The sequence below is a fragment of the Streptomyces sp. SDr-06 genome (assembly GCF_003324565.1).
Classification (GTDB): Bacteria; Actinomycetota; Actinomycetes; order Streptomycetales; family Streptomycetaceae; genus Streptomyces.
In genome coordinates this window covers 1-13,394 of the sequence record NZ_QOLA01000051.1, presented here as the reverse complement: position 1 = coordinate 13,394, position 13,394 = coordinate 1, and the positions used below count along the sequence as shown (strand labels likewise).

The window sequence follows — 13,394 nt, the reverse complement described above, 5'->3', positions numbered from 1 at the left end:
GTCAGGTACTCACGAAACCCACGCCGCTGGGCGAGGTTGAGGAACAGATCATCGAAACAGGCCGCGTACTCCTCCAACGGTCCCGGCGCAGGCAGACACATCCGTCGCTCAGTCATCACGCCCCCACCCGGCAAGGCTGCCGACTTCCCCCTCCCTCCGCCTTACGACCGCCCTGACTGCGCGTCAACCCCGCTACCGCCGGGTTTAGCGAACTAACGGTAACCCCGGACTTCGCAGGTGGGGTTTCAGGTGTCCAGCCAGCGTGGGCGGGTTTCGTCGATGCCGACTAAGGGTGTCCTATGTGGTGAGGCGGGGTAGGGCCTCAACATGGGGCGGAGTGCGTGGAGTTGGATTGTTCCGGACGGGCTGTGGGAGATCGCGAAGCCGTTGATCCCTCCGTCGAAGGTGCGGCCGCAAGGCGGCGGGACGCCGGACACGCCTGATGAGACCCTGTTCGCCGCAATCGTCTACGTGCTGGTCAGCGGCTGCGCCTGGCGGGCTCTGCCGCCATGCTTCGGGATCTCGAAGTCGACCGCCCATCGCCGGTTCCTGATCTGGTCGCGAGCGGGCGTGTGGGGCCGGCTGCACCGGGCCGCGCTCGACAAACTCGCCGCGGCAGACCAACTCGACCTCTCCCGCGTCCTCCTCGACACCGCCCACGGGAGGGCCAAAAAAAGGGGCGAACTCACCGGCCCCAGCCCCGTGGACCGGGGTAAACCCGGTTCCAAGATGCATGTCCTGTCCGACCGATCGGGACTGCCTCTCGTGGTCGGTATCTCAAGTGGCAACACCCATGACTGCCAGGGGCTGAAGCCCATGACCGCCGGACTCCAATCGAGAGACGACCCCGAACGCGGCCGGCACTGCAAACCCCGCAAGCTCCACGCCGACAAGGCATACGACCAGCCCCACCTGCGTAAATGGGTCCGCGGCAAGCGCATTGGCGTACGGATCGCCCGCAAGGGCATCGAGTCCAGCGAGCGTCTGGGACGCCATCGTTGGGCGATCGAGCGCACCATGAGCTGGCTGTCCGGCTACCGCCGGCTCAGCCCCCGCTACGAACGCCACCCTCGCAACTACCTGGCCTTTCTCGGCCTCGCCGCCGCCCTCTGCTGCTACAAGCGATACATCCGCCCAACCCATAGGACACCGTGTAAGTACGGCGGTGAGCCCGGAGACCTGTACGTCACCGTGCACGCCACCTGATCTGCGGGAGGTCTCAGCCCTCGGAGACGACGCTGTTCACGAGGCGGTGGGGTCAGCAGCGGTGGCGGCACACGCCCACCCGTCTGACGGGAAGCTGCCCGTGGTACGGGCCACCAGGGGCGCTCAGGTGTGGGCCGTGGCAGGGCGGGGGAGCAATGCAACGGCGCCTGGCGCATGGGGAGTTGGACGGGCAGAAGGACGAAGCGGAGGGTGACGACGTGCCGAAGCATGTTCTTGCACCATCGAAGAAGTGCGTATGCCCGGCGTGCGGCACCCCGACGAAGGCGAGCCTGCGTAGCGGCCGCCTGTACGAGCATGACGCTCCCGAAGGCAGCAGCCCGTGCCCGAAGTCCGGGGCCGTGGCCGGCCCCGAGCTGGTGAACAGCTACGAGTGCGCGTGCGGCACCTGGGCTCGCGGCACGAGCAAGGGTGCGCTCGCCCGGCACGTCATGCCGGAGAGCCAGGGGTGCCCGCTGTCCGCGAGCGCCCCCGTCGCGTTGCCGGCGGCATGCTGCGTATGGTGCCGCCGGCGCCCACCGAGGGGTGGTCGAAGCCCGTCACGGGCGGCAGCGGCTCCAGTGTGTACGCGATTCCCGCCGGGCTGCCGGGTCACGGCCGCCGCCGCTAGCGGCACAGGGCCGTTTCCGCGACGCGGTCGACGCGGGACCTGGCCGCCTCGTCGTCCAGCTGCATGGTGACGGCGATGTTGGCGGCGCGGCCGTCGTCGGTGGCGCCGCCCCGGGTCTCGTACCCCGGGAAGCTGCCGCCGTGGCCCCAGTAGAGGACGTCCTTGCCGCACGGCAGCGGCCTGCTCACGAGCCCGAGACCGTAGCGGGCGCCTGGGCCGAAGGTCTTGTCGGCGGGGAGGGTGGCGCGGCGCATCTCGGCGAGCTGGGGCTCCGGCAGCAGGCGGTGGCGGCCGTCCAGGAGCGCGGAGTAGAAGCGGTTGAGTTCGGAGGTGGTGGAGATCAGGGCCCCGGCCGCCCACCCCCAGGAGGGGTCGATCTCGGTGATGTCGGTCAGGGGCGCGCCCGCCGCGCCCCGGTAGTAACCGTGGGGATGGGGCCCGCGGATGGCCGCGTCGCCGGGAGCCGGGAAGTAGGTGTGGCGCAGCCCGATGCGTTTGAAGACGCGCCGGTCCATCTCGTGGGCGAGGGAGTGCCGGGTGACCTTCTCGACTATCAGGCCGGCCAGTACGTAGTTGGTGTTGCTGTACTCCCACTTCGTCCCCGGGTCGAAGTGGGACCCGTGCCGCAGGGCGATGCGGACGAGCTCGGTGGGCTTGAAGTAGCGGACCTCGTCGCCCAGGTAGTCGCTGTAGTTGGGCAGCCCGCTGGTCTGCTGGAGCAGATGACGGATGGTGATGAGCCTTCCGTCGATCCCGGCCCCGTGCACCAGGCCCGGCAGATAGTCGTCGACCTTGCCGTCGAGCGCGATCCGCCCCTCGGCGACCAGCTGCAGCACGACCACCGCGGTGAAGGTCTTGGTGTTGCTGCCGATCCGAACCTGGCCGTTCTTGGGCACCTTCGAGCCGGTGGCCAGGTCGCCCGTGCCCGCGGTGTACGTACGGGTGCGGCCGTCGCGGTCCGTGACACTGGCCAGCGCCCCGGGCGGACCGTCGGCGCCCACCAGCGTGTTCAGACCCTGCTGGACACGGTCCGGCCTGGTGGCTGCGGATGCCGCGGTCGGTGCCAGGGCGCCCATGGCCATGGCGCCGACGGCCACCACGGCAGCCGCCGACACGACGCGGCGCCGAACGCTCCGCTCCCGGGAGGAACCGAACCTCTGCCGCTCATCCTGCTTCGCTCGCATTGCTTGCTTCGCCTGCTCACGCATGAGTCAACTCCGTTGAAAATGCCGGGTAAACCGGCGGGATGTGCCGGATCCAGCATCTCCGGCGGTGATCACGCGGGACGATCCTGCTGTCCGCCCGGCGTCAGGTAGGGGTAACCCCCGGCACGCCCGGCCGGGGACACGTCCGTGCCTATGGCTGCTGACCGGCCGACGCTCGGCAGGTCAGGTCCTCGCCCGGGCGAGCAGTGCCAGTTCATCTGTCTCTCGACCGGCGTCTGTCGTTTACGGCGACGATCGGCGGGAGCGTGGCGCGGGCCGACAGCGCGGTGGACGCGAGGGGTGAGCGACCTCGAACTCCCCTCGCGTCGGCGGCGATCCGCTTCGCGGTCGGCCCCTGCTCGCCTGGCACCGCACTAGGCGCCGCGGTCAGCTGTTCACCGCCGTACCGCCCCCGTTGTGTCATGCACCGTCCTGCGATGGACCACGACGATGGCGCCTGCACTCAGTGCGACGGCACCCGCGGCCGCCCAACGAAGCCACGGCGCTACGCCAGTTTCTTGCTGTCCGGCGGCCTCTGCCGGGGTCGCGGTGGCCGTCGGAGCGGGCATCGGGAGTGCGCTCATGTCCCTTCGGGCTTTTTCGGCGTCGGCGGCGGTGGCGTCCAGGACCAGTACGGGAGCGGGGAATTCTGGGGCTTTGACGCCTGTTGGCGGCTGGTTCCAGCTCGCCACGGAGCCGTCCGAGTACGTCTGGGCCACGTCGAAGGCGATGCTCGGTTTCTTCGGAAGCGGGCCCACCCGTACCTCGAAGTCGCGATGTTGGTCGGGTGTGAGCTCGTTGCCTGCCGTGGCGGTCCACACGAGGTGGGCGGTTCTGCTGCCGGAGGCGGGGATTTCCTCAGCGGTCCACCCGGGGACTGGTGGCGAGCCGGTGCACGTGACTCCGGCTGGAAGGGTCACGTCGACGCGCACGGTGGTGGCGTCCGGTTTCTCGGAGGGGACTCGGAAGCGCAGGGTGGCCGCGCTTCCCTCCTTGGCACCCTCGGAGAAGACCCTGACGTGCGCGGAGGCGCTCCCCGTGAACAGGAGGAGTGCTCCTGCGGCCGTTCCCAGTACGGCGGCCGCTTGGTGTGCGCACCGGCTGGAGCGCATGCGGGGTGTGCGAGGCATGGTGGTGGCGCCCTTTCAGCAGCAGTCGCAGTACACCAGGTCGGCGGCCCCGACGGCGTTGTCCGGGCCGAGGTGCATGGATGCCGCCGCGGCCGACATGCGGGCCAGTGTCTGCGAGGTGGCCTGCCCCTGGGACGTGAGAGAGACGCTCGCCCCGGTGAAGTCGGCGAAGGCCAGCACCTGGGCGGCGTTGCCCGAGGAGTCCGTGGTGAAGGACAGCAGCGGGACCTTGCTGCCGTCCTTCTGGACCGCGTACGCCTGGTAGGTGGTGGTCGGCTGCAGATCGCGGGCCTGGAGCTGGATCATGTCGAGTCCGCTGACGGGCCGGACCGTGGCTTCCAGGCGGCGTCCCTTGTCAGCGGGGCGCATGGGCTCGCCCGCGGCCCCGTCGGGCAGGGTGGTGGGCACGTTGCGGGGGATGTCGCCGAGGCCCTGGCGGCCGAGGTTGGCCGCGGAGCCGAGCGGCGCCGCGTTGGGCACGTACACCAGCGCCTGGGGTTCCTGGCCGACGCTGATGGTGTGGATGACCTTGTTGGTCGTGGTGTCGATGACGTCGACGGCGTCGGACTTCTCCATGCCCACGTACATGCGGGTGCCGTCTGCGCTGGGCCACATGCCGTGCGGAGCGTGGCCGGTGTGCTGGATTCGTGACACCAGCTGCGGTGTGCCTCCCGGGGTTCGGCGGTAGACGAGGGTCTGGTCGAGACCGCCCACGGTCAGATAGGCGAACGAACCCTCCTCGGTGTCGGCGAAGTTGGGGTGGTTGGTGTCCGGTCCGGTCTTCAATACGGCCGTGAGCCTGCGGTGCCGAAGATCGATGACGCTGGTGACACCCGCACGTTTGTGGGAGGCCCACAGCTCCGTGCCGTCGGGCGAGATCGCCGCGTCGGAGGAGAAGGCGTCCCCGAGGCCCTTGATGATGTAGCGGATCTTGTGGGTGTGCACGTCGACCGCGGTGATCTCGGGCGCGCTGATGTGGTTGATGTAGGCCGTTTTACCGTCGGGGCTGAGCAACACCTTGGACGGGCCGGAGCCGACGTTGATGGTGCTGACGACGCCTCCGCGCACCGCGTCGACGACCGTGACGGTGTTGCGTCCGCGGTCGGCCACCCAAAACTGTGCGCCGTCCGCCGTGAAGGTGCCTTCGTGCGCGGCACGGCCGACATCGGTCTCGTTGATCACCTTGTTGGTGGCCGTGTCGATGATGTCGACGGTGTTGCTCGTTACGCTCACCACACCGAGGCGCTTGTGGTCACGGGAGAACGCCAGACCGTGCACGCCCACGTTTTTGGTGAACTGCGGGCTGAGCGTGGTGCCCAGACGCTGGGCGCCCAGCGCGATGGTGCCGAGCGTCCTGTTCGTGGACGGGTCGATGACGGTGACCGTGTTGGAGGTCTGATCGGCGGTATATACGCGGTCCGGGCCCGAAATGGGCACGTTGGCCGATGTCCTGTCACCTGCGGTGGTCTTCAGCGCGTGGTGCGGGCCGGAGGCCGGGTTCGACGGTTGGGCTTGGACGACGCTCACCGCTCCGAGGGCCGTCGCACCGGCGCCGGTCAGCACCGCGGCGATACCAGCAAGCCTTTTGATCGAAAACACTACAAACCTCCACATCTAGCGCACTTATGGGCGCGTCGAAAGAGGGGCCGGCACGCAACCGGCCCTCACGGGTGGGGATCAGCGGCGAGGCGGGAGGCAGCCCGCCCCGTCTCAGGACCTGTGACGCGGCCCCGCGGGGGCTCGGGCGATGAAGCGCCCGTCCGCGTCCTGAACGTAAAGCGTGGTGATGGCGTCCTTGTTCATGGCGGTGGTCAGGTGCACGCGCAGCGGGGCTCCGTCCTGACCGCTCGCCCTCACGCTGCCTGCCTGGACCCGGTCGCCGAGGTCGTTGCCGGTCATCAGCCGGTAGGTGCTGCCCGCCCGCAGCCCGGACAACGAAACCGGAATCTCGGTGCCCCAGGGACGCGCGATCATCTCGCCGTCCTGGGCCACCTGGACGGAGGCGGCGGAGGGACGGCTGTCGCTGCCGGAGGTCACCACGCAGGTCACGAAGACCGCGCAGGCCGCCAGCGCCAGGGACGCGACGGCGGCCGCTACCTTGCGGCGTACCGGCCCGCGCACCCGCGCCGCGCCAACGGCGGTGGCCGTACCGAGCTCCGGGAGGGCCGGCGGAACACGAACGGAGTCGACGCGCTCGAAGGTGCGCACCACCCGGCGCACCCCTTCCGTGTCCTCGGCGCATCCCTCGCACGACGCCACGTGGCGGGCGAGCGCAGGGGGCAACGGCTTGCCCAGGAGCAGGAGTTCTGTGGCCTCCTCGCGGATCGCCGTGCAGACGTCGTTCATGGTGCCAGCCATCCGTTCTCGTCGAGGATGCCGCGCAATGCGCGGATGCCGTAGTAGAGGCGGCTGCGGGCGGTCGAGGCAGGGATGCCGAGTTCGCCGGCAAGGTCCGCACAGCTCCGGCCGAGGAAGTACACCTCGATGACTGCCTCCCGGTGCTCGGGACGCAGCCGGTCGAGTGCCTCGCGCAGCTCGATCCGTGCGAGCAGCTGGTCGTACGGGTCGATGTCCGTAGCCGTGTTCTCCCGCTCCGCCTCCTCCGCGTGGGCCGCGGGCAGCCGGATGTCCCGGCGCCGCCGGGCATCCACGATCACGTTGCGGGCGATGGCGTACAGCCAGGTCCGCGCGCTCCCGCGGCTGCTGTCGAAGGAGTCAGAGGCGCGCCAGGCCCGCAGGAACACCTCCTGGACCACCTCCTCGGCCAACTGGTGGTCACCGAGCGCGTTGTGCGCGAACCCCAAGAGCTCGCCACCGTACGCGGCGTAGGCCCCTCGAACCCCCGCCTCACTATCGAAAGGCGCTTCCCCCGACTTGCGCCGTGTGCGCCACAGCCGGACACCCATCAGGAACGCCCGCCGTACCCGGCATGCCACACGCTCATCCGGCCCCCTCCGATCGCACCCTGCGTGATTGCGCGAAGGGATACGGGGACTCCAGCGGCAGCGTTGACGAGACGCGACGTGACCTGCGACACATGCCTCACCCGTGCTGCCCGGTACGTCACATCGCCTACCGCACCCCCCGGGATTTCGGCCGTGGTTGCCGCGGGACACGCGGCGCCGGCCACCTTGCGGCGGGATCCGGGTGACGTCAGGAGCGACCGTCCCGCCGGGAGTGTTGGGAATCGGCAACTGCACCGGTTCCGAAGGCGACGACGAGGCGCAGCCCAAGGTCGCCGACGCCGTGGTGGAGCTGGTGAGGTCCGTCGCGGCCGCCCATGGCCGGCAGGCGGAGATCGAGTGTCTTCCCGGGTATCCGGTGACCGTGACCGACGGGGCCGAGACCGACTTCCTGGCGGACACCGTTCGCGAAGTCTTCGGCGACGGGTGCTCGACGCCGTTCAGGGATCGTTCGCGTTGTTCGGTGCCGCCCCGAAGGGGCCGTCCCCGGCAACCTGCCTCAGCTTGACTCTGTCGGTGATCTTGGAGTTGCCAAGGTCAGGTGCCCAGGGTGCGCCAGGACTTCGACCGGGGGATCTTGTGCCGATCGAGGTAGGTCTGGAAGGCGGTCGGTCGGCGCGGCTGGGGCGCTTCCTCGGTCGGGGGGAGACCGCTGAGGCGTTCGATGTTGACGGCGATGGCGGTCAGGACGTGCTGGAGGTGGACTTTGCTCTGGCCTCGGTAGCGGCAGCGGCGCATGCCGTGGCCGTGGGCGAACTCGTTGACCGTGCCCTCGACTCCGGAGCGGACGGCGTAGCGGGCCTTCCACTCGGGTGTCTGCTGCTCGGTGCGGACACGGAGTTGCAGATCGCGGAGTTCGCGGGGAGGGAAGCCCACGGTGCGGTGGCTCGCGCGGGAGGTGGTGCACTGAGGGCGGGCCGGGCAGGGTTGGCATTGGCCCTTGGTGAACCGCGCGACGATCAGCGGGGCGGCGGTGGGTGAGGAGGTTGGGTAGGGGCCGTGCCAGCCGGCTGACCTGGCCCTGGGGGCAGGTGACCTGCTTGCGGTCGTAGTCGATGTGGAAGTCGTCGCGGGCGAAGCCCTCCCCTCGGCGGTGCTGTTCGGTGGGGTTGCCCCGAAGCGGCCCGGAGACGGTGACCTGGTGGTCGCGTGCGGCTTGTTCCAGGTGGGGCAGGGAGGTGTAGCCGCTGTCGACCAAGTGCTCGGCGGGCAGCAGGCCGCGGCGGTGCAGGCGGGTGTGGATGCCGGGCAGGACCTTGCTGCCGTGGGTGGTGGACGCGGTGGTGGCCACGTCCGTGATCACGTTGGGGCCGTCGGGAGCGCACGTCTCCGTCAGATGGGCGGAGAACCCCTTCCAGCTGATGATGTGTCCGTGCCGTGCGTAGCGGGCCGAGGTGTCGTAGGGCGAGACGATCGCCCGGGACGAGGGCGGCAGTCCGGTCCCGCCTTCCGTTTCGGCGCTGCGCCAGCACAGGTGTCCTGCGGTGTCACGATGGTAGTTCTGCACCATGATCTGACGCAGGGCCTGGACACGGGGGCCGGATGCGCGGTCTGCTCCGTGCAGGTAGAGCTGTTCCAGGAGCCGGACGCCGTCGTTGCCGGTGGCCAGGATCCTGGTCTTGGGCTTGGTGGGGTTCTTGCCCAGGCGGACCGGGCGGCCATAACGGTGCCCCCACTCCTCATCGACCAGTCCGTCCAGCAGGTGAGGGGCGGTGCCGGCGACTTCTTCCAGCGCGGCGCGGACCGCCTCGGTGATCAGCTCAAGGCGGGCCAGATCCCGCACCGCGGCCAAGACGTGGGTGGAGTCCGTGCGCTGGGTGGTGCGTTCGTGTACCAGGCCGGCCTCTTTGAGCCGGGCCAGCGCGAGGTCGAGGAGGCGGTCGGCGCGGTCATCCTCGGCGAGACGGTCGCGGAAGTCGGCCAGGACACTGTGGTGGAAGCCGGGGTCGTCCAGCTCCATGGCCATGGCGTACTTGAAGTCGATGCGGCAGCGGACCGCCTCGGCGGCCTGCCGGTCCAACAGGCCGAGCACGAACTGCAGCACACACACGGTCGCCAGCTGGGCGGGTGAGAGGCCCGGGCGCCCGTCTCGCGGGTACCAGTCGGCGAAGTCCTCGTCACGCCACAGCCCGTCGAGCCGGTCTCTCACCCACATCGCCGTCGTACCGCCCGGGTTGCTCGCCCGCGCGATCTGCGCAGTCAGAGGCGGGACTTGCTCACCGGAACGAGGACGGAGCGACAACGGACACCTCGACAACTGCATAGGCTCTCGGAACACCCCGAGCATGCCCACCGATCACGCCGACGCACCGGGAAACCCCAAGACCACCGACAGAGTCAAGCTCAGCTCGGGAGTCAACGAAGGGCGCATCACCGTGAAGCTCCAGAAAAGGATCATGGGAGGACGGGCCGGCATACCCTGCTCCGGCAACGAGTCGTACTGATCGCACACCTCCGTCGCCGCTATCCAGACACCAACCCGCCTGCCCCACCCTGATCTTCGTCTACGAAATTCTTGCCGGAGCCAGCCTAAGTCGTACATCGACACCCGGGCGCTGCTGTCCGCCGTGCCGCTGCCGGACCCGGCGGCCGAGCGGAGCCGGGAGCGGATCACCCTGCTCGGCGACCCCCCGAGCCCGGCCGCACCCCCGCCCGGCTGCGCCTTCCACCGGCGCTGCGCGAGCGCCGAGGAGATCTGCCGCACCCAGGCGCCGGTGCTGCGAACCGTCGTGCCCGGCGAGGGGCGGGAGGTGGCTGCCTGCCACTTTCCGGAGGCTGGGTGAGTTCCGGCGGGTCGTCCCGGGATGGAGGGTGCTCGGCTTCCCACATCGCAGGTCAGGACGGTGAGATGTCGACGGGACACATCCCGGGAAGCTGCGGGTGCTGCTCGGTGGCGCCCGGCTGCATACGGTTGCGCAGGGTGCCAACGGGGAGTCGGCGCCGACGTGGTCCGCACTCCGCACGAGTCCGGACACCTAATCCATCGCACTGCGAAACAGGGGGATCAGACATGCGTCTCAAGCGCATAGCTCAGGCGGTCGGAACATTCGCAGCCGCTCCGCTCCTCGTCCTGGCGACGAGCGCGGCGGCCCACGCCGACTCGGACGTCCACTGGACCCACAAGCTGGACAACGCGTGCCTGGAGCCGAGCTACAACTGGGCGGGCACGCCGAACGACGTCGAGGTCGACCAGTGTCACAACACCGTCGCCTTCTGGCACGACGTGCACCAGAGCGACGGAAGCTGGCTTGAGAAGGACGCGTCCAGTCCCGGCTACTGCATGACGGCCTACACGGACCACGACGTCTACCTGGAGTCCTGCAGCGGAAACAACTACCAGCGCTGGGACGAGATCGACACCGGTAACGGCTGGAAGCTGCGCAACCGGCAGACCCGCGAATGCCTCGACAGCAACGGAAGCTCCGTCTACATGCACCAGTGCAACGACGGAAACGTCTACCAGCTCTGGTACTGAGACAACGTGCCGCAGACCGCTACACCAAGGAGGAACTGAAGTGATCCGGCAGCGTATGGGGCGTTTGGTGGGTGCGGCCCTGGTCGCACCGCTCCTGATCGTCGGGACGAGCGCGGCGGCCCATGCGGACGGTGACGTCGTGTGGAACCACAAGAACGGCGGAGGCTGTCTCAGCGGCATGTGGGACCACCACTCCGGCTGGAACGACGTCGGCCTCTACCCCTGTTCGTTCGGCGCCTCGAAGTGGCACGACGTCAACGTCGGAGGCAATGTCTTCATCGAGCGGATGGCGCAGGTACCGGGTTCCTGCCTCGCTGGGTACACCGACCGCGACGCCTACGTGGAGGCCTGCAGCAGCGGCCAGAACGACTACCAGCGCTGGCGGGAGATCAACACCGGCGACGGCTGGAAGCTGCAGAACGTGGCCACCGGCGAATGCCTCGATGCCAACGACGCCAGCAAGGTCTACACGCACGAGTGCAACGACGGGAACGTCTACCAGCTCTGGTCCTGAGGGTCGGACAGTGCGGATGTAGGCGGCATCGCTCGGGGGTCTGACTCTGGGTCTGACTGGCGCTTCGGCTGCCTGCGCGTTGACTCGTCGGCCCCCGAGGGATGCCACCGCGTGTGCGCGCGGGTGTCCGTGACCTCATCTTTGATTACTGATCTCTTCGGCGGGATGTCGGGTAGTGACGATGAGTGATCCCTGCGGTACGCGCAGGGTGGAGGGCTGACCACGGAGCGGCAGCACTTCCGTGAGCGGATTCGCCGGGCGGCCGGTGGGCGGTTCGCGTGCGGTGAGAAGACCGCGGTGATCGCGAAGGATCTGCGGGTGAGTGAGCGGTCGGTGGAACGCTGGCGACGCGCGTGGCGCGAGGGTGGTATGGAGGGCCTGGCCTCCAAGGGCCCGCCCAGGCTGCCCCGGCTTTCCGATGCACAGTTCGCCGAGCTGGAGGGTGAGTTGTCGCGGAGCCCGGCCGAGCACGGCTGGGAGGACCAGCGATGGCCACTCCTGCGGATCAGGGCAGTGATCGTCCGCAAGTTCCGGGTTGCCTGTTCGCCGGCGGGGGCGTGGCGGTTGATGCACCGGCACGGCTGGTCCTGGCAGTGCCCGGCCAGGCGGGCACTGGAGCGCGACGAGCACGCGGTGGCCCTGTGGAGGAAGGGGGTGTGGATGCAGGTGGAAACACCGCGGCGGCGCTCGGAGCCTTCATCGTCTTCGAGGACCAGGCCGGATTCTCGATGACGCCGCCACGCGCCCGCACGTGGGGCCCACGCGGACACACCCCGACGGTGCGGGTCCGCGGACGCTCCCGGCGCCGCATCTCGATCGCTGCCCTGTGCTGTTACAAGCTCGGCGAACCGTCCCGGCTGATCTACCGGCCCCGCTTCCATATGCCCTTCAAGGGAGCCCGCCGGAGCTTCGCCTGGACCGACTACCGCGACCTGGCGGTCCGCGCTCACATCCAGCTCGACGCCCCCGTCGTCCTCGTCTGGGACGATCTCAATACCCACCGTGCCGCCGACATGCGGCAGTACGCTGCCGCTCACGACGGGCTCACCATAGTGCAACTCCCCTCATACGCACCGGATTTGAATCCCGCGGAAGGGATCTGGTCGCTGATGCGGCGCGGCCCGCTCGCCAACACCGCCTTCACCGACCCCGACCATCTCGAACGCACCCTCCGCCGGAGTCTCAGCCACACTCAGCACCGTCCCGACCTCATCGACGGCTGCCTCGTCGAGACCGGCTTGAAGCTCCACCCGCCTACCCCGACATCACGCCGAAGAGAGCAGTAGGTGATGCACTGCCTGCCTCCAGCGGCTCGCACCGCTGGAGGCTCAGTCCTCACCTTGGGGAAGCTTCACCCCGCCCCTGGCCCATGAGCATGCTGCCTCACACAGGTTCGGCCTCGGGCCACTGTGTCCAGACGCCATCCTGCTTCTGCCGAGCGGGCGTGTCCCCTGCCGACTCCGCCCCCGGTCGCGGCATACACGCGGCATGCCGCGACGTCGCGTCCGGCCCTCACAGCCAATGTCCGGTGGGGTGACGGCCGGACGGAGCGTCTCTTTGGCTGGCCTCGTTTCGGGGCGTTACCTTCTCTTGACCATGTAGACAACCCCGAGCAGGAACAGGGCGCTGTAGGTCTGCTGTTGCCCGCCGTGCTCGACGCCGTCGAGCTGGAATTGATCGGTCGTCGTTTCCCAGGCGTTGGTCGCTTCGGCCGTCCTGATGGTGGCGCCCATGCGGTTCCAGTTGTTCATCACGGTGTCGTGGCCCCCGACCCGCCAGGTGCCGCCCCCGCGCAGTGCGGTGAACACCTCATTCTGGATGAGCCGGTTGCGGGCGGTTTCGGCGAAGGTAACCGCCATGAGTTCTATCGCGTTCCGCAGCGCGCCACGCTCGCGGGTGTCGTTGCTCGTCCGCAGGGTTTCGACGGCGCCGGTGAGCGTGCCCTGGTCGACGGTGATGTTGGGGAGGTCGCGGTAGTTCACGGGGAAAGGGAGCTGTCGTCTCACCGGGACCGGTCTCTCGGCCGTCGGCGGCGGGAACAGCGCGTCGGGTATGTCGGCTCCGGCATAGTGGTAGAGCGTGTTGTCGAAGCGCCGGTAAATGCCCCGGATGTACAGGTCTTCGGGGTCGAAGACGAGCTGGACATCGTCTTCGGGCCGGTCGGCGAGCCTGCCGATGCCGATCAGTCCCCAGTTCCGGGTGCCCCGGTCACCCACGCCGATGACCCGGTGGGTCATGCGGCCCTGCCCGATCGGGGTCGGGTCCTGGAGTTC

Annotated in this window: 13 protein-coding genes and 3 pseudogenes; 8 read left to right on the top strand and 8 right to left on the bottom strand. The window is 69.0% G+C overall.

Annotated features, from left to right (window positions below; translation table 11 throughout):
* Positions 1–327 precede the first annotated feature (327 nt).
* Positions 328–1,140 (top strand): annotated as a pseudogene (locus tag DT019_RS38775) (IS5 family transposase); the annotation flags it as partial.
* 690 nt (positions 1,141–1,830) lie between these two features.
* Here the strand turns inward: DT019_RS38775 and DT019_RS38770 are convergent.
* The 5 genes from DT019_RS38770 to DT019_RS38750 form a co-directional block, all read right to left on the bottom strand.
* Entirely contained in the window at positions 1,831–2,949 is a 1,119-nt protein-coding gene (locus DT019_RS38770; protein ID WP_223279988.1) for a serine hydrolase domain-containing protein, read from the bottom strand.
* 485 nt (positions 2,950–3,434) lie between these two features.
* Positions 3,435–4,151 carry a DUF1775 domain-containing protein gene (locus tag DT019_RS41215; protein WP_223279990.1) on the bottom strand — a complete coding sequence of 239 codons (717 nt, stop codon included), beginning with the start codon at positions 4,149–4,151 and terminating at the stop codon, positions 3,435–3,437.
* A gap of 33 nt (positions 4,152–4,184) precedes the next feature.
* Entirely contained in the window at positions 4,185–5,768 is a 1,584-nt protein-coding gene (locus DT019_RS38760) for a beta-propeller fold lactonase family protein (RefSeq protein ID WP_189390322.1), read from the bottom strand.
* A 111-nt stretch (positions 5,769–5,879) separates the two neighbouring features.
* Positions 5,880–6,527, bottom strand: coding sequence for a hypothetical protein (locus DT019_RS38755; RefSeq protein WP_147267427.1), 648 nt, complete (start codon positions 6,525–6,527; stop codon positions 5,880–5,882).
* Positions 6,512–7,075: a sigma-70 family RNA polymerase sigma factor gene (locus tag DT019_RS38750; RefSeq protein WP_114041697.1), complete on the bottom strand. Its 564-nt coding sequence runs from the start codon at positions 7,073–7,075 to the stop codon at positions 6,512–6,514. Before DT019_RS38750 ends, DT019_RS38755 begins: the two co-directional genes overlap by 16 nt.
* Positions 7,076–7,349: 274 nt before the next feature.
* On the opposite strand from DT019_RS38750, the gene DT019_RS38745 reads away from it, so the two are divergent.
* Positions 7,350–7,640: an amidohydrolase gene (locus DT019_RS38745; RefSeq protein ID WP_147267426.1), complete on the top strand. Its 291-nt coding sequence runs from the start codon at positions 7,350–7,352 to the stop codon at positions 7,638–7,640.
* A gap of 29 nt (positions 7,641–7,669) precedes the next feature.
* Here DT019_RS38745 and DT019_RS40675 read toward each other — a convergent pair whose 3' ends face one another.
* Both DT019_RS40675 and DT019_RS40670 read right to left on the bottom strand, forming a co-directional pair.
* Positions 7,670–8,092 (bottom strand): transposase, encoded by a 423-nt coding sequence (locus DT019_RS40675; RefSeq protein WP_223279989.1) that lies wholly within the window; start codon positions 8,090–8,092, stop codon positions 7,670–7,672.
* A 970-nt stretch (positions 8,093–9,062) separates the two neighbouring features.
* Positions 9,063–9,287 (bottom strand): annotated as a pseudogene (locus tag DT019_RS40670) (transposase); the annotation flags it as partial.
* Between the two features lie 130 nt (positions 9,288–9,417).
* Between DT019_RS40670 and DT019_RS40665 the strand changes: the two are divergent.
* The 6 genes and pseudogenes from DT019_RS40665 (at position 9,418) to DT019_RS38710 (ending at position 12,407) form a co-directional block, all read left to right on the top strand.
* Positions 9,418–9,576 (top strand): hypothetical protein, encoded by a 159-nt coding sequence (locus DT019_RS40665; RefSeq protein WP_223279987.1) that lies wholly within the window; start codon positions 9,418–9,420, stop codon positions 9,574–9,576.
* 102 nt (positions 9,577–9,678) lie between these two features.
* Positions 9,679–9,915 (top strand): annotated as a pseudogene (locus tag DT019_RS38730) (oligopeptide/dipeptide ABC transporter ATP-binding protein); the annotation flags it as partial.
* A 227-nt stretch (positions 9,916–10,142) separates the two neighbouring features.
* Complete coding sequence (locus DT019_RS38725; protein WP_189390320.1) at positions 10,143–10,607, top strand: RICIN domain-containing protein; 465 nt, start codon at positions 10,143–10,145, stop codon at positions 10,605–10,607.
* Positions 10,608–10,647: 40 nt separating this feature from the next.
* Positions 10,648–11,121 carry an RICIN domain-containing protein gene (locus tag DT019_RS38720; protein ID WP_147267425.1) on the top strand — a complete coding sequence of 158 codons (474 nt, stop codon included), beginning with the start codon at positions 10,648–10,650 and terminating at the stop codon, positions 11,119–11,121.
* Positions 11,122–11,313: 192 nt separating this feature from the next.
* Positions 11,314–11,853: a winged helix-turn-helix domain-containing protein gene (locus DT019_RS38715; protein ID WP_114041693.1), complete on the top strand. Its 540-nt coding sequence runs from the start codon at positions 11,314–11,316 to the stop codon at positions 11,851–11,853.
* On the top strand, positions 11,850–12,407 hold the full coding sequence (locus DT019_RS38710; RefSeq protein ID WP_262985369.1) for a transposase: 558 nt from the start codon (positions 11,850–11,852) through the stop codon (positions 12,405–12,407). Before DT019_RS38715 ends, DT019_RS38710 begins: the two co-directional genes overlap by 4 nt.
* A 294-nt stretch (positions 12,408–12,701) precedes the next feature.
* Here DT019_RS38710 and DT019_RS38705 read toward each other — a convergent pair.
* Positions 12,702–13,394: ribosome-inactivating family protein (locus DT019_RS38705; protein ID WP_147267424.1), on the bottom strand; the 693-nt coding region annotated here is incomplete at its 5' end.